Annotated in this window: 24 protein-coding genes; 12 read left to right on the top strand and 12 right to left on the bottom strand. The window is 33.0% G+C overall.

Annotated features, from left to right (window positions below; translation table 11 throughout):
* Positions 1-196: 196 nt before the first annotated feature.
* From ACYIAM_RS02175 to ACYIAM_RS02135, 9 genes are all read right to left on the bottom strand, one after another.
* On the bottom strand, positions 197-370 hold the full coding sequence (locus tag ACYIAM_RS02175) for a hypothetical protein (protein ID WP_483747079.1): 174 nt from the start codon (positions 368-370) through the stop codon (positions 197-199).
* A 648-nt stretch (positions 371-1,018) separates the two neighbouring features.
* Positions 1,019-1,975, bottom strand: coding sequence for a flagellar hook-associated protein FlgL (gene flgL / locus ACYIAM_RS02170; protein WP_483747078.1), 957 nt, complete (start codon positions 1,973-1,975; stop codon positions 1,019-1,021).
* Between the two features lie 14 nt (positions 1,976-1,989).
* On the bottom strand, positions 1,990-3,633 hold the full coding sequence (flgK, locus tag ACYIAM_RS02165; RefSeq protein WP_483747077.1) for a flagellar hook-associated protein FlgK: 1,644 nt from the start codon (positions 3,631-3,633) through the stop codon (positions 1,990-1,992).
* 173 nt (positions 3,634-3,806) lie between these two features.
* On the bottom strand, positions 3,807-4,700 hold the full coding sequence (motB, locus tag ACYIAM_RS02160) for a flagellar motor protein MotB (protein ID WP_160431227.1): 894 nt from the start codon (positions 4,698-4,700) through the stop codon (positions 3,807-3,809).
* Positions 4,700-5,581 (bottom strand): flagellar motor stator protein MotA, encoded by an 882-nt coding sequence (motA, locus tag ACYIAM_RS02155; RefSeq protein WP_160431226.1) that lies wholly within the window; start codon positions 5,579-5,581, stop codon positions 4,700-4,702. The genes motB and motA overlap by 1 nt, the downstream gene beginning before the upstream one ends.
* Positions 5,582-5,642: 61 nt before the next feature.
* Positions 5,643-6,248 (bottom strand): flagellar transcriptional regulator FlhC, encoded by a 606-nt coding sequence (gene flhC / locus ACYIAM_RS02150; RefSeq protein ID WP_160431225.1) that lies wholly within the window; start codon positions 6,246-6,248, stop codon positions 5,643-5,645.
* A gap of 13 nt (positions 6,249-6,261) precedes the next feature.
* On the bottom strand, positions 6,262-6,582 hold the full coding sequence (gene flhD / locus ACYIAM_RS02145) for a flagellar transcriptional regulator FlhD (RefSeq protein WP_143421893.1): 321 nt from the start codon (positions 6,580-6,582) through the stop codon (positions 6,262-6,264).
* A gap of 185 nt (positions 6,583-6,767) precedes the next feature.
* Positions 6,768-7,484 carry an RNA polymerase sigma factor FliA gene (locus tag ACYIAM_RS02140; RefSeq protein WP_483747076.1) on the bottom strand — a complete coding sequence of 239 codons (717 nt, stop codon included), beginning with the start codon at positions 7,482-7,484 and terminating at the stop codon, positions 6,768-6,770.
* 165 nt (positions 7,485-7,649) lie between these two features.
* Positions 7,650-8,462 carry a flagellin N-terminal helical domain-containing protein gene (locus ACYIAM_RS02135; RefSeq protein ID WP_091347899.1) on the bottom strand — a complete coding sequence of 271 codons (813 nt, stop codon included), beginning with the start codon at positions 8,460-8,462 and terminating at the stop codon, positions 7,650-7,652.
* Positions 8,463-8,800: 338 nt separating this feature from the next.
* Here ACYIAM_RS02135 and fliD point away from each other — a divergent pair, with 338 nt between their 5' ends.
* The 8 genes from fliD to fliT (ACYIAM_RS02095) all read left to right on the top strand — a co-directional run bounded on the left by fliD (position 8,801) and on the right by fliT (ACYIAM_RS02095) (position 15,432).
* Positions 8,801-10,234 (top strand): flagellar filament capping protein FliD, encoded by a 1,434-nt coding sequence (gene fliD / locus ACYIAM_RS02130; protein ID WP_483747075.1) that lies wholly within the window; start codon positions 8,801-8,803, stop codon positions 10,232-10,234.
* Positions 10,235-10,243: 9 nt separating this feature from the next.
* Positions 10,244-10,624, top strand: coding sequence for a flagellar export chaperone FliS (gene fliS / locus ACYIAM_RS02125; RefSeq protein ID WP_483747074.1), 381 nt, complete (start codon positions 10,244-10,246; stop codon positions 10,622-10,624).
* A 13-nt stretch (positions 10,625-10,637) separates the two neighbouring features.
* Positions 10,638-10,985, top strand: a complete 348-nt coding sequence (gene fliT, locus ACYIAM_RS02120; protein WP_483747073.1) for a flagellar protein FliT — start codon at positions 10,638-10,640, stop codon at positions 10,983-10,985.
* 553 nt (positions 10,986-11,538) lie between these two features.
* Complete coding sequence (locus tag ACYIAM_RS02115) at positions 11,539-12,417, top strand: DMT family transporter (RefSeq protein WP_483747072.1); 879 nt, start codon at positions 11,539-11,541, stop codon at positions 12,415-12,417.
* A gap of 19 nt (positions 12,418-12,436) precedes the next feature.
* Complete coding sequence (locus ACYIAM_RS02110) at positions 12,437-13,081, top strand: flavodoxin family protein (protein ID WP_483747071.1); 645 nt, start codon at positions 12,437-12,439, stop codon at positions 13,079-13,081.
* Positions 13,078-14,586 carry an anthranilate synthase component I family protein gene (locus ACYIAM_RS02105; RefSeq protein ID WP_483747070.1) on the top strand — a complete coding sequence of 503 codons (1,509 nt, stop codon included), beginning with the start codon at positions 13,078-13,080 and terminating at the stop codon, positions 14,584-14,586. Before ACYIAM_RS02110 ends, ACYIAM_RS02105 begins: the two co-directional genes overlap by 4 nt.
* Positions 14,567-15,148, top strand: a complete 582-nt coding sequence (locus ACYIAM_RS02100; RefSeq protein ID WP_483747069.1) for an anthranilate synthase component II — start codon at positions 14,567-14,569, stop codon at positions 15,146-15,148. Before ACYIAM_RS02105 ends, ACYIAM_RS02100 begins: the two co-directional genes overlap by 20 nt.
* Positions 15,142-15,432, top strand: a complete 291-nt coding sequence (gene fliT / locus ACYIAM_RS02095) for a flagellar protein FliT (RefSeq protein ID WP_483747068.1) — start codon at positions 15,142-15,144, stop codon at positions 15,430-15,432. Before ACYIAM_RS02100 ends, fliT (ACYIAM_RS02095) begins: the two co-directional genes overlap by 7 nt.
* A 71-nt stretch (positions 15,433-15,503) precedes the next feature.
* On the opposite strand, the gene ACYIAM_RS02090 is transcribed toward fliT (ACYIAM_RS02095), so the two are convergent.
* Both ACYIAM_RS02090 and ACYIAM_RS02085 read right to left on the bottom strand, forming a co-directional pair.
* The gene (locus ACYIAM_RS02090) at positions 15,504-16,619 is read right to left on the bottom strand and encodes a hypothetical protein (RefSeq protein WP_483747067.1); all 1,116 of its coding nucleotides are present in this window, start codon (positions 16,617-16,619) and stop codon (positions 15,504-15,506) included.
* 89 nt (positions 16,620-16,708) lie between these two features.
* Positions 16,709-17,056, bottom strand: coding sequence for an STY0301 family protein (locus ACYIAM_RS02085; RefSeq protein ID WP_483747066.1), 348 nt, complete (start codon positions 17,054-17,056; stop codon positions 16,709-16,711).
* Between the two features lie 82 nt (positions 17,057-17,138).
* Here ACYIAM_RS02085 and ACYIAM_RS02080 point away from each other — a divergent pair, with 82 nt between their 5' ends.
* Positions 17,139-17,339, top strand: coding sequence for a hypothetical protein (locus ACYIAM_RS02080; RefSeq protein WP_483747065.1), 201 nt, complete (start codon positions 17,139-17,141; stop codon positions 17,337-17,339).
* Here ACYIAM_RS02080 and fliE read toward each other — a convergent pair whose 3' ends face one another.
* Positions 17,340-17,648, bottom strand: coding sequence for a flagellar hook-basal body complex protein FliE (gene fliE / locus ACYIAM_RS02075; RefSeq protein WP_483747064.1), 309 nt, complete (start codon positions 17,646-17,648; stop codon positions 17,340-17,342).
* 174 nt (positions 17,649-17,822) lie between these two features.
* On the opposite strand from fliE, the gene fliF reads away from it, so the two are divergent.
* Genes fliF through ACYIAM_RS02060 form a run of 3 tightly spaced genes read left to right on the top strand, consistent with a single transcriptional unit; the run spans position 17,823 to position 21,278 of the window.
* The gene (fliF, locus tag ACYIAM_RS02070; protein WP_483747063.1) at positions 17,823-19,532 is read left to right on the top strand and encodes a flagellar basal-body MS-ring/collar protein FliF; all 1,710 of its coding nucleotides are present in this window, start codon (positions 17,823-17,825) and stop codon (positions 19,530-19,532) included.
* Positions 19,529-20,527 carry a flagellar motor switch protein FliG gene (gene fliG, locus ACYIAM_RS02065; RefSeq protein ID WP_160431216.1) on the top strand — a complete coding sequence of 333 codons (999 nt, stop codon included), beginning with the start codon at positions 19,529-19,531 and terminating at the stop codon, positions 20,525-20,527. The genes fliF and fliG overlap by 4 nt, the downstream gene beginning before the upstream one ends.
* The gene (locus ACYIAM_RS02060; RefSeq protein WP_483747062.1) at positions 20,514-21,278 is read left to right on the top strand and encodes a flagellar assembly protein FliH; all 765 of its coding nucleotides are present in this window, start codon (positions 20,514-20,516) and stop codon (positions 21,276-21,278) included. Before fliG ends, ACYIAM_RS02060 begins: the two co-directional genes overlap by 14 nt.
* Position 21,279 lies beyond the last annotated feature (1 nt).

Below are 21,279 nucleotides of genomic sequence, written 5' to 3'. Positions count from 1 at the left end.
CTTGACTGAGTTGTTTTTCACCCACGGGAAAGTTGAAATTGTCAATTTTTTTTATGGTCATGTGTATTGCCTTATTCCTTATGCCGAAAAGCCTTTCGAGTTAAACGATACATGTTTTTTTAATAAGACTTCCAGCTCTTGACGATTAATATTCAGTTTTGCGGATAAATGATGACTTGCTGGCCCATTTTCTGCATCACGTTACATTTAAGAACGACTCATCACCATCGACATGCAAAACCAACATCGGCGCACCCAGCCCGTCAACGGTTAAGGTATAGCGATTATGGCTAACGCCCCCTAAGCCCGCCATTAAATCGCCAAACCCATCACCAAGTTGACCCAAAAGACGATTAAGTTCATTTGACATGTTTTCTTCCTTATATCCAGTTTATAAAAATTAATCTGTGTTATTTTTGGTTATTTTTTTATTTAACACTGATATTTTAATCATTAAGTTTAAATAACAGACAGCCTAGTTAAAAAGTATACATTGTTTTAGTGTGAAATTTAATCTTTTTTAAAAAAATTTTTAAATAAATATTGTTTAATATGAATAATTTGAGTTAGTTAAACCAGTAAGTGATAGTGGCTGAACGCTTTTGTTGAATAAACGATTGAAGCAACCTTATTCTTTATCAATAAAATTTATTAAATAATTAAATTTAAAATGATTTTATGCTGAAACGGTATAGACTCCTGAATATTTTTTACAAGAATTACTCTATTTTTGCACCAATAAAATAGGGGGTAATCCTTATATAAATGAAAAATTCACTCAACCAGACGGCACTCAAACGACGAGATAAAGAAGAAAGCGTAATACGTTCCTTAATAGTAATATGGTATTATCCGCAAATATTTAGCGATTTCAAAAATAGGAAATTGAAGATTAAAAGATTGATTAATAACTATAATTAAGCAAAACGCATAAGGTGATTTTTGATAAAATGCCTTATGCGGTTTTAGCAGATTATTTTAATCATGCAGTGTAAACAACTCATTGTTTTTCTACACTTTATTTCATTTGAAACAGTGACATATTTTGCATCGTCATAAAGGTATATTGTGCAGCTTGCAAATTAGCTTGTAGCATGACATATTCAGAAATTGCTTCGTACCAATCAACATCTTCAAGCTGACTGATTTGAGTTTGATATTCAATATCTAATGTTTTACCAAGTGCTAATAACCTATCAATTTCAGACAATACAGAACCACCCTCTGCTCTGAGTGTTGAAATATTATTAAAAGAATTGTCTATGCCGTGGCGAGCTTTTGATAATCCCGCTCTAAATTGTTCAACGGTATCTTCGTTATCGTAATCTAGATCTATTTTTAACGCTTCAATCGCATAATCAATACTGGCAAAAATGTTACTTTCTGCTGGTGAACCATCAGATTCTTTAACATTTGAGCCTGTCATAAATACTTGAATGCCGGTAAAACTCAGTGAAACTTCGCGCGAGTCATCAATCAAAACATTTACCGATGTTGTGCTGCCAACGTAACTCACTTCGCCAGATTCGTTCATAACAAAAGGGGGAGTATCGTTTTTCTTACCTGCAAAAAGATAGTTACCGTTAGTATCTTTTGCGTTGGCTAATGATAAAAGTTGATCTTTTAAACCTTGTAATTTATTAGCAAGATCGAGTCGATTTTCTTCATTTAAGGTTTCATTTGAGGCATAGACCAATGTTTCTTGAATGGTTTGGATAACGGTATTGGCCTCCGCTAAGATAGTGTCTTGGCGACTCAGTAGTTTATCGGCACTTTCGCGTGTCGCTTGAAATTGTTCGTTTTGTGCTTGTGCTTGTTTTATTATTAATGATTGTGATGCGCCCATTGGATCATCAGAAGGCGATAAAATCTTTTTGCCAGTCGCTAAATGTAACCCTGATTTTTGCCATTTGCTATTGGTATTTAAAATACCTTGCAAGTTTTTTTGATAGAGTAAGTTTGTGCTAAGGCGCATTTTTTATCCTTTTATCATTTAGTTAAACCTAAAATGGTATCAAATAGTGTTGTGGCTGCATCAATCACTTTTGCATTAGCTTGGTAATACTGCATATAGACCTGCATAGAGATATATTCTTCTTCAATATTCACGCCGGATATTGATTGATTTTGTTCATAAATTTGTTGGGTAATATTTTTGCTTGATTGAGCCGAAATTTTGGCTGTTTGAGTCTCACTACCAATGTAGCTAACTAAACTGGTGTAAGCACTTTTTAACGTTGTTGTGCCATTAACAAGTTTTTCATGTTGGATTGATAATAACTTAGCTACATTACGATTATCGCCAGCACCATTTTCTTCATCATTAATACCCGTTGCTAATTTATTCACATCTTTTACTTGCAATTGTAATGACGAGGCAATATCAGCAACAGGTTTGATGATAAACGAGTCCCCACTAACGGCATTACCGTTTATTTCGATAGCCAGCCCGTCAAAAATTAGTTTACCGTCTTCGATTTGTGGAGTGATTTGCTGATGATCTGATAATCGTGTGACAACCCAATTGTTACCATTAAATTCAATTTTATAATCAGAAGCTTTTACTTCAGTCACAGCGTTAAACTCGATTTTAGCCGAAGCGTTGCCTTGGTTTTTCGTATTTGTGATACAACTAGGATGATTGTAATCAAATAACTTTTCACCCTGATTACCATTAATATCAACACCAGACATATGCACTTCATTAAAACGCTCAGCTAAATTTAGCGCAATTAACCCTAATTGATTGCGCGCTTCGGTTAGTGGTCCTTCACGAAAGGTTAATAATCCATTCAATGAACCTGATGTAATATTTTGGCTGGTAAGTTCTTGTGTTGCACCTGAATGATGCGTATAAATAATGGTATTTAATGAAGGATCGTCTGCTGAAGGTTGTACCGATAATAAGTTAATCGAAGAACCTTGAACTAAATTTAAACCATTTGCCAGCGAAAGATTATATTGTCCATTTTGTTCAGTAACGGTAATGCCAATGATTTCGCTTAATTCATTAACCAATTGATCGCGTTGGTCTAGTAATGCATTAGGTACAAGTCCATTACCTGCTGACTGTAGTTGTGAGATTTTTTGATTCAGTTCAGCAATTTGTTGAGTATAAGTATTTACCTTCTCAACATTACTACTTAATTCGTTATTTATATTGGCAATTTGATTTTTTAAATTTGTTTCTGTTTTATTAAATTGACTTGTTAACGAAGTGAGATCACTAATGACGGTTTGTTTGGTTGAGGCATCACCCGCATTTGAAGCAAGTTTATTTAAACTCGCAAAAAGATTGTTAAGTTGTGATGAAATACTATTATCATTTTCTGCTAATAAATTATCGACTTTGGATAACTCACCGTAATAGGATTTAATAGAACCATTTTGTGATTGTGATTGGCGTAGTTGACCAACAACAAAATGGTTAAAGGCACGATTAACGGAAGATACACAAACGCCATTGCCCACAAAACCAAAACTATGTTGAGTTCCATTGGCTTGGCGTAGAATTTGCTGTTGACGATTGTAACCTGTTGTATGCGCATTGCTGATATTATTGCTAATTACATTAAGCATATTTTGTGCTGCATTTAATCCACTAATACCTGTGTTCATTAATGAATTTGCCATAAAAACCCCTCAATATAGTTTTAGTTAATAACATCAATTAAAAAAGTAAGTTATTTTTATATCGTCTTCATTTTTGAAAACTTTAATAATTTTTGTGACAGCTGGGAAAATTTTTTAATTTGAGTCCTCAAAAATGATATAACGTATCTTTATAAATCATGTTATTTGATTTTTTATTCAGATTTAATTTGTTGTGATTGCCTTAAAAAATTGATGCCGGTCATATTATTTTCTTCTTCAATATACTGTTGTGCGGTTTTATTCAAAATTAAGATACTAATCCGGCGATTCGCATCTTTACTATAGTTAGCATTATTTAGACTAACGGTGTCAGCTAATGCAATAATGCGAATAATCTTACTTGAATCTAATCCGCCAGCAATAAGCTCTCTCCTTGATGCATTGGCTCTATCGGCAGATAGTTCCCAATTACTATATCCTCGATCGCCCGTTGTATATTGGCGTTCATCTGTATGGCCTGACAAGGTAATTTTATTGGGTAATGAATTGATAATTGGTGCTAATGTATGCAAAATTTCTTGCATATTGGGATCAATAGTTGTGCTACCAACATCGAACATGGGTTTATCATCGGAGGCTAAAATTTGAATCCGTAACCCCATTTCCGTTAATTCAATAATAAGATTAGGCGCTAGTTTTTTAAGGCGATCATCAATTTCGAACGTTTCATAAATCTTACGTGCTGCCTCAATCATCTGTAATCTTTCAAGTTGTTGTTTTTCGAATTCATCTTTTGATGAATTTAAAACATGACTTTTTTCTTCGCCAAGTTGTTTACTCACATCATCACCGCCACCAGGAATGGGGCTTTCACTATCGCTAATGTTTTTACCACCATTGTAGCCAAGAATTAAGGGGGTTCTAAAGTACTCAGCAATGCCTTTCAACTCTTGAGGTGTCGATGTCGAAATTAACCACATGACTAAAAATAGTGCCATCATCGCAGTCATAAAGTCGGCGTAAGCGATTTTCCACGAACCACCATGATGCCCACCACCATGCCCCGATTTTTTTTTGACAATTATTCTTATAGATTTATCTTTCATTATTCGCTATTTGGATTCGTATTTTTATCTTTAACTTCTTGTATGTACTTTTCTAATTCAAAAAATGACGGTCTTTCATGCGAGAAAAGCGTTTTTCGGCCAAATTCAATACAAATTTGCGGAGCATAATCATGCATATTGGCGAGCAGAATCACTTTTGTGCACTCTAATATTTTGACCATATCGGCATTTCTTTGCTTCAATAACGATGCTAATGGTGAAACAAAACCATAGGCAAGTAAGATACCTAAAAAAGTTCCGACCATAGCATGCGCAATGAGTTCACCAAGTTCACTTGCAGGTCTATCTGCTTGTGCAAGTGTATTAATTACGCCCATTACAGCTGCAACAATCCCAAATGCTGGTAAGCCATCACCAATACCTGAAATGGCATCTACAGGCTTTTCAAGTTCATGAACAAATGTTTCAATTTCTTCACTCATTAGTGTTTCGATTTCAAATACATCCATATTGCCACTAATCATTAGTCGTAAGTAATCAGTAATAAAATCGCAGATTCTAGGGTTATTTAAAATAAGCGGGTACTGCTTAAATAAGTCACTTTCATGTGGATTATCAATATCGGCTTCAATCGATAACCCCCCATTTTGCCGAATCTTCGTCAAAATGCTATACATTAAATTAATCAGTGTTAGATATAAGTTTTTATTATATTTAGATGTTTTAAATAATTGCCCTAAAGATTTAAGTGTTGCTTTTATTGTTTTTTGTTCATTACTGACAATAAAAGCACCAATCGCAGCGCCACCAATAATCAATAATTCAAGTGGTTGAAATAGTACGGCTAAATAGCCCCCGCTTAGTACATAACCAAGTAGCGCCGAGGCGATAACGACAATATACCCTATAATGATTAGCATTGACTTTCTTCTTTCTCCATGAAATAACAGTAAACTTGCTGAAATATTTTTAATTTTTTATTTACGCAGTTATCCGTGTGACAACCGATGAATTTAAATTGCTCAACGTTGATAACACTTTTAGGCATTTTTCGTTATTTTCTTTTAGTGTTTTATTATTCTTATCCGCTCTTGACGGTGGTTGGCATAAACTGCAAGTAAACGTGTTTTGTGGGTGATAAGCATGCGTAATAAATAGCCCTCCGCATGCCGTACAATATGATTGTTGCATGATGTTTTTTTCGACAAATTTGACTAAGATCCAAGCTCTGGTTAACCCTAAAACAGGTTCATCTTTATGTGAAACTTGGCATTGTTCTAAATAAAGTTGATAGGCTTTTAAAATAGTTTGAATGCAAGACTTCAAGCCATTTTTAACTAAAAAAGAGTAAGCGTTATAAAAAATACTGGCATGGATATTGGATTCCCATGTCATAAACCACGAGGTTGAAAAAGGCAATAAACCTTTAGGTGGCGGGCAACCTTGAATCTCTTTATAAAGTTTTATAAGCTTATTCCTGCTTAAATTAGTTTCGCTTTCTAGCATTTGAATTCTTCCGCCAAGGGAAATTAATTTGATAGCAAGTTGGGTTTCCTCATGTTTTTGAATAATACTTGTACCTGACATCTTGATTCCTTAGCTATTTATTGATTGAATCTAATAGCAAACTTGATAAAAGAATGCCTGTATGCATCTGTTTAATATCGCCAACGCGCGATTCTTCTGTGAGTTTTTTCATCATTTCTGCATTTTCGAATCGTAGCTGAAATGTTAATTGATTGGTTTCTGATAAAACCAACATTTGCGAGGTACTTAAACAACTCAGAATATCGGCCGTTTCTTCATCAATACCCAATCGATACATTGCCATAACTTTATCTTTTTCAAGCATTCGCTGGCTTAACAGCAGCGTTGATAGATTTAAATGATGTATACATTTAAGAATATCGTCATCTAGTATATTTCCCAATTTAGCCACCAATCTATATATATTTTATTCGCATAAAAAAACGAATAATCAGTAAAATTAAAGTCAAATATTTTTTTATGTGCGTAAAGTTACATTTTTAAACGCAAAAGGTCAATAAAAAAATTATTTCAATTTATTTTCGATTGATTACGGTTTATTTAATTTTTTTATTATTTCTAAAAAATAACTTTACTTCGTATCCGCTTTATTGCTTGGCTATGTAATTGGCTAACTCTTGATTCACTAATATTCATTACTGTACCTATCTCTTTTAAATTGAGATCTTCTTGGTAATAAAGTGATAAAACAAGTTTTTCTTTTTCTGGCAAATTTTCAATTTGTTGAATAATTGTATTACGGATTTCCTCATCGATTATTGCTGAAAAGGGATCATCATCTTCTTGATATTCAATAATGGCATCAATGTTATCTCCCAATTTTTTATAGATTTCATCATATGAGCATATCTGGCTACTATTTGAATCTAATAAAATTTTACGGTATTCATGAATAGATAATTTTAAATATTGAGCAATCTGATAATCGTTAGGTGCTATACCTAGCTTTTGTTCTAACTCATTCATGGCCGTTGTGACATCTTTTATTTTTTTACGCGTTTGTCTTGGTAACCAATCACGGCTGCGTAGTTCATCAAGCATTGCGCCTTTAATTCTTGGTATAGCAAAAGTGGCAAAAGTATTGCCTTGAGAAATGTCAAAACGTTTGATTGTGTCTAATAAACCGATATAGCCAACTTGTAATAAATCATCAAGTTCAACTGTTGCCGGCAAACGAACCGCTAACTTTAAAGCTTCATTACGAACCAGATGAATATATTGTTTCCAATCGATTTGGTTTATGACACCTTGTGAGTTATATAAACTATCATCCATTATTGAACCAATGTTAAAAAAAATGCTTAACAGTATTATGACGATAGTTGATGAATTTAATGGGCAGAATAAAGGCTTAAAAATAGCTAATTATAATGATTAGTCATAACAGCATGGTTAAATGCCGTTATGACTATGAGGAATAACTCGAAATGATAATCCGAATTATTGCAATAAAGAAAGTACAGATTGTGGTACTTGGTTAGCTTGTGCTAATACTGAAGTACCTGCTTGTTGTAAAATTTGACCACGCGTCATGTTTGATACTTCTGTTGCATAATCAGCATCTTCAATACGGCTACGTGCAGAACTTAAGTTATTTACAGTATTGTTAATGTTAGTTACAGTTGATTCGAAACGGTTTTGCACCGCACCAAGTTGTCCACGTAATGCATCAATTTTTGATAATGCTGCATCAATTGTTTTTAATGGATCTTCTGTTGGTGAACTTGATACATTAAATGCATTTAAACCAAGTTCAGTGCTATCAATTTTTTTCAAATTGATTTCAATGGTTTCGCCGTCGTTTGCACCTACTTGAATTTTAAGTGTTTTATCTTCTGATAATACTTTAGAACCATTGAAATCAGTTTGTTTAGAAACACGGTCGATTTCATCTAAACGTTGATCGATTTCGTTTTGAATTGATACTAAATCACTTTCAGAGTTAGTACCATTGGCTGCTTGAACAGTTAATTCACGAATACGTTGTACGTTATTGTTGATTTCATTTAACGCACCTTCTGTTGTTTGTGCAAGTGAAATACCATCATTAGCATTACGAGCAGCTTGCGTTAAGCCTTTGATGTTTGATGAAAAACGGTTAGCAATTGCTTGACCTGCTGCATCGTCTTTTGCGCTATTAATACGCATACCAGATGAAAGACGCTCAATAGATGTACTAAGAACGCTTTGAGAATTGTTAAGGTTATTTTTTGCCATTAAAGACATAGTATTAGTATTAATTACTTGTGCCATTTTTATCTCCGTTAATATAAATAGTAAAATCAACGATATATCGAAATTTAATTCAATACCTTTGCTGATAAATAACTTATCGGTAATAAAATTGGGATCTTTAATTTTTTTAATGATTCTCTTTTTGTAAACAGCAAATTTAATCTAGAATATGATAAATATTGATAAATAAATCATATAATTAACTTATTTTTAAAATAATTTTTTAATGATGATTTTTTGTTCGCAAAACCACAGGTACCTTTATCCCTTAAATAAAAATTCCGCTAATGACTAAATTTTTGGAAAAATGAGCCGATATAAAAAATATTGAATAATTATGATAGGCAGATGAAATCATGGCAATGAGCGCATTGGGAATAGGTTCAGGGATCGATCTTGGTGAAATTTTAAATCAATTAGAAGCGGCTGAAAAGACACGCCTAACACCAATTACTACTCAACAAAAAGCGATTAATGCCAAAATTAGTGGTTTTGGTAAATTAAAAAGTGCATTAACAACATTTAATACGGCCACGGCAAAACTCCAAAAAAAAGAGTTATTTCAAAGTCGAACTGCAACAGGTAATGACAATTATTTTACGGTAAAAGCAAATAGTAAAGCCGTTTTAGGCGATTATGCGGTGACGGTTGATCAATTAGCAACATCGCATAGCGTTGCAACATCGGCAATCAATGATAAAAGTGCTCAATTGGGTAATGACAATCAAACAAGAACTATGACCATTGAACAAGCCAATGGTCATAAACTGAATGTGACTTTATCTAAAGATGAGACATCATTAGAGTCAATAGCAAACGCCATTAACAACGCCCAAATGATGAATGACGACGGCACAACAAGCCCTTCGACAATCAATGCGGCAATTGTTCGTTCGGGGGCAGATGGCTATCAATTAGTGATTACCTCGAAAGAAACGGGGGAACAACAAGCCATTACCTCTATTTCATCCGATGATGATAAGTTAAACAATATTATTGGATTTGACATTAATCAGGCGAGCAATAGTCCTATGGCTGAAGTTGCAAAAGCGCAAGATGCCAAGCTTTCATTTAATGGTATTGCAATAACCAGTGCTTCAAATACCGTTAAAGATGTAATAGATGGTGTTGATATAACATTAAAAGCAACCACAACAACCAGCCAAAACCTTACTATAACAGCTGATAACGAAAAAACAGAAGAAGCCATTAAAGAATGGGTCGAAGCATTTAATCAATTACAGTCAACAATATCAACGTTAACTAAATTCACCACAGAAGATAAAAATTCAAAGGAATTAAATAGTAGCAATGGTCCACTTGTTGGTGATGCGACATTACGCAATATTGACCAAAGTATCCGTTCTATCTTTGCCAAAGGACAATCGGGTGAATATTCGGTATTGGCTCAAATTGGTATTAATATGGACAAGAATGGCACGTTAACGATCAAAGAAAATGAGCTAAAAAAAGCACTGAATGAAAATAGTGATGCAGTGGCAACACTGTTTACAGGTGATGGCAAAAACACAGGGATTGCCAATGAGGTTTTTGCCAAAGTCAGTGGATTTATTGATAGTGATGGTATGATTGATTCGGCAACTAATGGGTTAAATACCACATTAAAATCATTAGATAAACGCCATGAACAAGTGAGTAATTCTATTGAACAAACCATTGAACGTTACCGAGTTCAATTTACCCAATTGGATATTTTAATTAACTCGTTAAATAGCATGAGTAATTATTTAACGACTCAATTTGATATGATGGCAAACTTAAAAAAATAGAGGGAAGTAATGTACAAATTAGGTTCTAAAGCCTATGAGCAAGTGAATTTAGAAACCCGTGTTAATCAGGCATCCCCTCATCAATTAATCGTTTTATTATTTGATGGTGCACTTAATGCAATAAAATTGGCTAGCTTGTATATTCAAAAGGGCAATATAGTAGGTAAAGGTAACGCAATTTCTAAAGCGATTAATATTGTTGATAATGGGCTTAAAAGTTGCTTAGATTTAGAAAAAGGGGGTGAAATTGCCGAAAATTTAGATCGCTTATATCAATATATTAGTCAACAGTTAGTTCTAGCCAATTTACATAATGATAAAGAAAAACTGCAAACCTGTTTCGATTTATTAAACAATATTGCCGAATCTTGGCGTGAAATTGCAAAATAAAAAAAGGATGATTATGCAAGGAAATAACTTATTAGAACAATACGAACAATTTAATTATGTTGTTGAACAAATGTTGATAAATGCCCAGAATGAAAACTGGGATTTATTGTTGAGTTGGCAGGCAAAATACCTTCAATTATCGAAAGGTATTATGTTGGTTGATGATTTTTCGAAAATTGAAAACATGCCATTGCAACATCAAGACCTGATTCGAATGTATATCAAAAATATACTTAGCTATCAGCAGCAGTTAACCCAATTAATAATTACTCGTCATTCTCAGCTTAGAGAGTTGATTGGCAAGCATGCTGATTATCAAACTAAAATCGGTAGCTATCAAAAAATTGCCTGTTTAATGTAAGTTTATGGATGCTTTGCTTGAATCTTATTCATCGATAGGAACCAAGCAAGCATCCCGTTAAACAGCCTTAATCAATATTGCGATTTAAAATAATTAAGTTGTAGAAATTCCTCGCATTGTTTACAGTCATTTGAGAAACCGGTGAAGTACATATGCTCATTTTTTAATATGTTATTAGCCATTTTCAGTTCTTTAATTTCTTTTTCTAACGCAATAATCATCTATTGCTAAGCCGTTAGCTCTCGACGGTTAGTTTTATTTGCGACTCGTTGCCTAATCCATTTATCTAGGGTTTATTTTCTTATTATTAAGTGGTTGGTAAGTTCACTTATAGAAAGGTGAGCATGAGATAACACATAATCGACTGATTGTCATTTGAATTCAACACTAAATTTTCTGATCATGATATTTTTCTCCTATAATTTTGTTTATATCATAGAGGCGACTTTTGTCCACTTTTTTGGTTAGGATCATTTCATGTCAAAAAAATATTGTAAATTGATAAAATAGGTGTAGCATTGTTGTACTTGAAAACTAGTTCAATGGTACATTTGTGAAAGGTAATTATTCAGTTGTAGCTATATTAATTGGTGTATTTGGTTTTTCTTTGAAATCAATTTTTATAAAACTAGCCTACTTTGATGGGATAACTTCAATTTCATTAATGTTTTTCAGAATGATCTTTTCAATTCCATTTTTCTTTGTAGCATTTTTATTATTTAAAGATAATTTAATAAAAACGAGCATTCAAATTAAGCTCAAGATTTTTCTATGTGGCTTTTTATATTATATATCAAGCTATAGTGATATAACCGGTTTGGTTTATACATCAGTTAATATAGAAAGAATTATTCTTTTCACCATACCTATATTCGTTCTTTTTATATCTGTTATTTTCATGAAAAATAAATTTAATAAAAAAGTTTATATCCTATCTTTTTTTTCTTGGATTGGTGTTTCAATTGCATTCGTCAGTAATCAAGTTTTAATTGATAAAAATGTTCATTACATTGGTCCATTATTAATAGTTTTAAGCGCTATTACCTATGCTACGTATCTTATAATAAGTGGTGAAGTGATGAAAAAGATAGGATTTATTATCTTCAATTCACAGGTCATGATTGTAGCTTGTTTGCTTTCTCTAATTCCAATGATATTTGAAGTATCAGGAACAATAAATAACCTACCATCAATCAATAATTTTAAATACCCATTTTTATTAGCCATTGTTTCTACTGTCATACCATCGTTTTTCATGATGTATGGTGTTAAACACAGCGGTGCAGCAACTACTGCAATCATAAATAATATTGGCCCCTTTATTACAATGATTTGCGGTTATTTTTTCTTAAAAGAGTCAATTGGATTATTTGATGTAATCGGTATGTGTATTGTTATATTTTGCGTTATTTCCATTAATAAAATCAAATAAAAGTAAGGAGATGAATGTAATGAAAGGCATTATTATTTCTTCATCTGAAAGACGTTTCGGTGTTACTTCAAGTGTTTCAGAGAATGCTAAACTAATTTTTGAAAAAATGCAGGTTGAAATCGAAATTGTTTATTTGTGTGAAATGAATTTATCACCTTGCGATGGTTGTGGTGACAATAATACATCATGTAATACAAGAAAAACACCTTGCGAAAAACATGATGATATGCCAGCAATAATAGAAAAGATGGTTAATTCTGACATTATTATTTACGCATGCCCTGTTCATGCTTTTGGTATCAATCATTTAATGCAAATATTTTTAGAAAGAAGTGGCGTAGGTTACTTAAGGTATAAACGCCCATTAGTAAATAAAATAGCAAGTTGCATAATTGTAGGAAGAAAGTATCACCTTGGTCATGCTCATGACCAAATAATTAATAATATTTTATTAAATCGAATGATTATACCGGGTTCAGGTTTTCCTGTTCTAATTCATGGAGATGAAGAAACGAAAAATACAGCAGATTTAGAAGAAATTGTTGCTTTAGAGCAAATGATTGAACGGTTAGTTGAAATTTGTAAGTCAGTTAATTATGAACTATTAAAAAACAATTATTACAATGAAAGAGAACAATTAATGTTTAAGGAATCTCAATTATGAACAGTAAAATAGAAATAGAAAGCAGTACCTGTAATCTAGAATCAATACATAGTCCAATAGATATTTATGAATCACTGAGAAAAAAATATAAGGAAGAAGAAATCATCATCTTGGAGTCAATGAGCGGACCAGAAAAAGACTGTACACAATCAATAATTGGTTTCAATCCTATTATTAGTATTTTAGTTAAAAACAGGAAAGTTTCTATTACTGGTAATGAATTATTAGTGAAAAAAATATTAAATCATGAGTTAATTCAATCATATTCGATTAAAAATGAACAAATTGAAATTATAAATAATAGTGATGTAATTTCGATATTTAGAGCAATTGAGAGCATTTTTTCAATTACTTATTCAGGATTACCTGCTGATATTGCAGTTGGTTTCTTTGGTTATTTTGGTTATGACTCAATTTTCTTTTTTGAAGATATAGATCAAAAAATGCCAAGAAACAAAAGCTTTTCCGACATCAATATGACTCTATATCAAAATATTATCAATGTAAATTTGAGAGATAATAAAACAACGCTGACAATAAATAATAGTAAGAATGATTTGTTTCCTACTAGTAAAAAAAGCGAAATAGTTAATTTAATAGCAATATTGAATACTACTAAACATGATAATAATTGTGATGTTAACTATAATTATGAATCAATTCCCAGTGTTCAAAAAGAACTATATTTTAAATGGTTTGATAAAGCAAAAGGGCATATTAATATTGGCGATATATATCAAATCCAATTAGGACACGAAATAACTATTAAATCCAATATGCCTCCTTTTCAAGTTTATTTAAGGCTTAGAAAGTATAATCCATCACCTTATATGTATTTCTTTAAGACTTCGGAGGGGGTTTATATAATTGGTGCAAGCCCAGAGATGTTTGTTACATTAACAAAACATAATGACGTAATAATGAGACCAATAGCAGGAACAATACGAAATTCCAACGATCCTACCATTAAAGAAAATAATAGAAAAAAGCTGTTGTCAGATGAAAAAGAAAAAGCAGAGCATCTTATGTTAGTAGATCTTTGTCGTAATGATATAGCAAGAATTTGTGTACCAAGCTCACTGAAGGTAAACGATTTAATAGTAACTGAAGAGTATTCGCATGTAATTCATTTAGTTTCTGATATAAGTGCAAAATTAAAAAAGGGATTAGATAAATATGATGTTATAGAAGCAAGTTTTCCAGCAGGAACAATGACTGGAACGCCTAAAATCAGAGCAATTGAAATAATTGAAGATACAGAAATAAGTGAAAGAGGAGTTTACGCTGGTTGTATCGGTTTCTTAGGTTTTAATAATATTCTTATTTCGGCATTATGTATTAGAACAGCCGTATATCATGATGGACAATACTCAATTAGAGCTTCTGGGGGTATTGTTGAAGATTCTACTAATGAAGGCGAATGGAATGAAACTATAAGTAAATTAAGTTCAACATATTTTGCGATTACTAATAAGGAGTTAACAAGTGAAAGTTTTATTAATTGATGCGTATGATAGTTTTATATATATAGTTAAAAACTATATTGAAAATATTGGCATAAATGTTGATGTTATTAGAAATGATAAAGTTGAATTAACTTCACTGCAAGATTATCAAGCTATTATTTTAGGCCCTGGGCCAGGGCATCCAATTGAAAGTTGTTATATAGACATTCTTGGTGCAGCAGAGGGAATTTTGCCTATATTTGGAGTTTGTCTTGGAATGCAAGCTATTGCGGAATATTATGGCTTATCAGTAAATCCAGCAATAAGTAGACAACATGGGAAAACATCCCTCATTCGAAATGATATGAAAGGGTGTTTTACTAATTTACCATCTGAATTTTTAGTCACTCGATATCACTCACTTGTTGTTGACGAAAATCTGATTACTTCTGATACACCACTTGTGATTACTGCTCGGTCATTAAATGATAATTATATAATGGGGTTAAGGCATAAAAATTATTTGATAGAAGGTGTGCAATTTCATCCAGAAAGTATATCAACAGAATATGGGATGAATATTTTTGAAAATTTTTTTAGAAATATTGTTAATCAATGTTGATTAACGCAAGGGACGAAAACTGGGATTTATTGTTGAGTTGGCAGGCGAAATACCATCAATTATCGAAAGGTATTATGTTGGTTGATGATTTTTCGAAAATTGAAAACATGCCATTGCAACATCAAGACATGATTCGAATGTATATCAAAAATATACTTAGCTATCAGCAGCAGTTAACCCAATTAATGATTACTCGTCATGCTCAGCTTAGAGAGTTGATTGGTAAGCATGCCGATTATCAAACTAAAATCGGTAGCTATCAAAAAATTGCCTGTTTAATGTAAGTTTGTAGATGCTTTACTTGAATTTTATTCATCGATAGGAACCAAGCAAGCATCTCGTTAAACAGCCTTAATCAATATTGCGATTTAAAATAATTAACTCTTTGTTTTTTTGTGTTATTTTCTTCTTCTTTTCCGTAAAAAACAACAGTATAATTGGCATCTTTGGTTTTGACGATCTCACTAATGATTAATTCTTTTGTGGATAATTTAAACACTTCTTTTGAGTATAGGTTTATATAGCAACCTACGGTTTCCTGAGAAAAGGCTTCGATCACCTGATTATTTTGAATTGTAATCCACCCATTGCCGATTTCATCTGTGAATCGCATAACAAACGTTTCTTCGGCGATTTTTATCGGTTCCCAAATAGAATAAATTTGTCTTTCCATATCGAGCAATAGATTTTGTTCGATTTCTCCGTTGGGTAAAACATTGATTAAATAAAACTTACCTTTTTCATCAATATTTAAAATACTTGATGTATTAGAAAAGCTTAAATTCAATACGCAAGTTAGATAAAAACGCTTTCCTGTGTTGATATTTCTTGACTGTAAAACGTTCCCCATCTCATCAACTTGGCGATGTAACCAACCATTGTCAACGCAAGCAAGTAGATGAAGATTGTGCAAAGAATCGATAAATAATTTATTATGTTTTGGAAGCGGAATTTTATTGGTATAGGTTTTTTTTATATCATCATTTTTAAATGCAACTGCAATCAATTTATCTGGTTTTGTTTCTGAAAAAATATCAACATAATGGAAAATAGAAAAATCATGACATATTCCCTTAAAATCGCCGACAATAGGGCGTTTGGGCTTTGGATAGGTGATATTTTCTCTATCAAATAATGGGAGCATAATTTCTAAATCTTTATCTGGATGGTACACAGTAATAGACACATAATCCTTACCAGTAGGGCTGACAAAAAAATGGGGTAGAATTCCATCAGACTCATAATAATAATGAGTATTTTTCTTATCGAGTTCAATAACAACATATATAACCTTATAATCATCCCCGTTTTGTGGATAAAAATTAGCAGCAATAACAAGCTTTTCTTGATAACAAATTGCCCTTGTAGTAGAAAACCCATCAAGCGATGTCAGAACAATCAGTTGCCCTAATGTTGGGTAGTCGAGATGCTGTTCATTTAAGGCTATATTGGCTTTTTTTAGTGTTATCATTTTGGATCCTTAATGTATTTTATTCGTTATTTTTTACTAAATGGTGATAGTTATATTGCTATTTTCTCAAAATCATACTGTAAAAGTTGTTATGACATACAATGTGCCTGTACTGGTGCTTCGTATCTTTCGCAATAAGTTGCTCCCTTGGCATAAAGAACAATGTAATGATTGGTTCCAGCATATTCGCAGACTAAATACGGCTTTATTTGTGGGGTAAGTTCCCATATTACTTTTTCTTTTTTAAATTCGGGCACTAAATCTACTTTATTACAGATTGGACCATCAAATAGTTTGGCATTATCAAGCTGGTAAACGTGGTGTCCATCAGAAAAAGTTGCAGGGCAACTCACAACAGGGGATTGAGCATGGCAATTGATTGATACTATGCTAAGTAATAGGCTAGTTAATAATATTGTTTTTTGGAATGTTATCACTTTGAATCCATTATGTATTTCATTGATTGTTTTTATTAAATGATGGCATTATGTCGTTATTTTTTTAAATAGTATAGTAAAAATGGTAAAGTTTTTTGAGCCATCAGTTGATAACGGAAATAATATATTTAGCAGTACAACAAGCATCAAAAATATGAGCGATGCTTATTTTAAAATTGAATGGTGTGGTGAGTTGATTATCGCATTTAGACCAGAATTAATGGTTATCTGTAAAAGTAAAATGCAAAATTTAGGATATGGCAATTATATTCGATACCATTAATTAGACATTCATATTCATAATTTCTTGATAAGCAGCAACCAGTTTATTGCGCACTTGAATACCAAACTGCAATGAAACCGATGATTTTTGCATATTAACCATGACCTCATTTAATGAAATATTCGCCTCTCCCATTTCAAAAGCTTTGGCTTCATTATTTGCCTGTATTTGTAGTTGACTGATGTTATCTAAAGCGGTTTTTAATTCTGTAACAAAGTTTTTATCTGCAAAATGCGTTTTTGGAGATATTGACGTTGATTCATTTAAATTAGTGAATTCAATTGGGTTGAATGTGTTGATTGTATTCATTTTGTTAACTGCTTTTTAGCTCTTTTGTTACTGTATGGCTAAATTTAACATATAAATAAAAAACCAAAGGGTTTAAGTAAGGGAAAAACTGCACGCTTTTCTCGCCATTGAATTTTTCAAATATATGGATAATAAACTACAGAGTTAATCTAAATAGTTTAGAGTCAGGATGCTATGGCTAGCGAAGCAGTCAATAATAAAGGTGAATCAATCTTAAATAAGTTGCCTTTTGTCAATCAACTAAAACAAAACACCAAAATGGCATTGTTAATTGCCGGTGTCATTACGATAGCGATTATTAGTTTCATCTATTTATGGGCTAAAGATGAATCTTATAGTGTTTTGTTTAGTAATTTAAATGATAAAGATGGTGGCGAAATTATTAGCCAGCTTGATAAGATGAATATTCCTTATCAATTTTCATCTTCTGGCTCCACTATTTTAATTCCACAAGATAAAGTTTACGATACCCGATTACGTATTGCACAACAAGGTTTACCTAAAGGTGGATCTGTTGGTTTTGAATTGCTCGATAAAGAAAGTTTTGGTATGAGCCAATTCAATGAACAAATCAATTATCAGCGGGCTTTAGAAGGGGAATTATCTCGAACCATATCCATCATCAGTAGTATTAATGATGCCAGAGTGCACTTGGCAATGCCTAAGCCATCTTTATTTGTCAGGGAAAGAAAATCCCCTTCAGCATCGGTGGCATTAACGTTATTACCTGGTCGCTCATTATCACAAGGCCAAATCGATGCCATTATCCATTTAATTTCAAGTAGTGTGCCAGAATTACATGCAGATAAAGTGACCATTATTGATCAGCATGGTCACCTATTAACCGGAGAAGGCTACCGAGATAGAAATACCAATGTGGCTCAACTCGAATTTAGTGAGCGAATTGAAAATAGTGTTCGTGAGCGAGTAGAAAAAATCATTATCCCAATTTTGGGTAAACAGAATGTTAAGGTACAAGTTAATGCCGATGTTGATTTTAGCCGACAAGAATCGACTTCAGAAACTTATGATCCAAATAGCGATATTGCCAATCAAACTATTCGCAGTAAGCAACAAGTCGAAAATCGCCAATCCGCTAAAAGTTATGCTATAGGTGGGGTGCCTGGGGCATTATCGAATCAACCTGTACCGACATCTAGCGCACCGATTGATGAAAAAGATGAATCGCCTGAAAAAAACGATAAACAAGCATCTTATAACTTACAATCAAATAATACCGTTAATTTTGAAGTCAATAGACAAGTGATACGCAGTCAAATACCTGAAGGTCGGATTAAACGTTTATCGGTTGCTGTTTTGGTTAATTATAAATTTGTTACAGCTGAGTCAGACAATGCTAAATCTGAAGAAGATGACAGCCCGTCACCTTCTATAACAGAACAATGGGTCAAGCTAGATAATGATGAACTTCAAAATATTGAAGCACTCGCGCGTCAGGCAATGGGCTTTTCTGATTTACGTGGCGATACATTAACTGTTGCGAATTTGAAATTTACCGATCAAGTACTTGATGATAATGACAATATCGCATTTTGGCAAACCAATGAATTTTATGATTCTGTCAAAACAGGATTTAAATATCTTATTTATATTCTTATTTTCTGGATTATGTGGCGCAAGGTATTACGTTCATTATGGTTGAAATTACAACGTCAATTCTTGACCGGAAAAGAGGAATCATTGAATCCTAAATCAACGGTAGAAGAAAAGTTAGATTATAAAGCACACAGTAAACAACAGCACAAAATATTTGAAGATAATATGCAACAACAACAGCACATACGCAAAATAGTTGAGAAAGAACCTCGTGTCATGGCATTAATTATTCGTAGTTGGATCAATAAAGAGGACGCTAAACAATGATTTTAAGTGAATCTCAAAAAGTGGCTGCGATTTTAATGGTGTTAGGTGAAGGGCTTGCCGCACAAGTCATGCAGCATCTTAGTCAAAAAGAGGTGCAACAAATTAGTAGCGCTATGATGTCGTTACCTCAGTTGTCTCAGGAACAATTGAAAGGCATACTTAACGAATGCCAAGTGGCTCTTGAAGAGTGTGCAGTTTTAAATACCGATCCAAATGGCTATTTACGTTCAATATTAGGGCGATCATTGGGTGCTGAAAAAGCTGAACGTTTACTTGATGAACTATTATCTACTGATCAAGAAGAAGCAACCGATGGTCTTGAAATGCTTAACTATGTTGATGCAACAAGAGCAGTTGATCTGGTCAAAAAAGAGCATCCACAAATCATTGCAACTATTTTAGTTCATCTAAACCGTGATTTAGCAGCAGAAATTTTAAATCTGTTTGATGATGAATTGCGTAACGATGTTATGTTACGTATTGCGACTTTTGGTGGGGTTGAGCCTTCCGCTCTGCAATTACTCTCATCCTCATTATCGACATTATTACATGGTCAAAATATTAAACTGAATAATCTTGGTGGAGTACGTACTGCGGCAGAAATTATTAACTTAATGAAAACACAGCAAGAAGAGCAGGTTATTAATGCATTGCGTGATTACGATGGAGAGTTAACGCAAAAAATTATTGATGAAATGTTCTTGTTTGAAAATCTGGTTGAAGTTGATGATAGAAGTATCCAACGCTTACTTAAAGAAGTTGATAATGAAGTATTGATCATTGCATTGAAAGGGGCATCAGTTGAATTACGTGACAAACTATTGAGTAATATGTCACAGCGTGCAGCCTCTATTTTACGTGAAGATTTAGAAAATAGACCACCTGTACGTTTATCTCAAGTAGAAACAGAACAGAAGAAAATTCTGGCTATTGCTCGTCGATTAGCTGAAAGCGGTGAAATGATTCTAACTAGCGGTGATGATGAATATGTATAATCAGCCCGATAGATTAAATTGGGAACCACTAAGCTTTCGCGATTTAGCATCATCTAAGCTATCAGAATTAAGCAAAAGCAATGAGATTGAGCAACTAGAGGTTAGTGAACCAACGTCTGCTCCTGATTTTGAGCATGAACCCATTAAGCCTAACGAGATCGAACAAACGCTAGAGCAGTTAAAACAGCAGGTTGAAGCACAAGCCTACCAAGAAGGATTTAATTTAGGTCGATCTGAAGGTTTTGAGGAAGGTAAACAAGCGGGCTATGAACAGGGATATCGCCTTGGGCAACAAGAAGGACGTGAACAAATTGAGCAGGAGCTTAATGAAGAAAAGCGCAAAACAGCTCATGCTATAACCGAGTTAGTCAGTAATTTTCAGCAATCAATTAATGATATTGATGAGTTAATTGTGCCTAAATTGCTTGATTTAGCATTAATCGCAGCTCAAAAAACAGTAGGTAGTATTGCTAAAGTAAAACAAAAGCAGTTAAGCCATAGCATACAAACGTTAGTTGAGCAGTGTCCAATTTTATCAGAACCGATATCGTTACATCTTAATCCTACTGATTTGCAATGGTTAGAACCCCTGTTTCATGACGAAAATCAGCAATATCAATGGCAATTAATTGCCGATGCTAATATTGAAATCGGTGGCTGCAAAATTTTAACCGATACTAATGAAATTGATACCAATATCAATCACCATTGGCAAATAATATCTGATAGCCTAAAAGAGGATGATTATTAAC

The sequence above is a fragment of the Gilliamella sp. X-60 genome, assembly GCF_057063585.1.
This window is presented reverse-complemented; position numbering and strand designations above follow the sequence as displayed.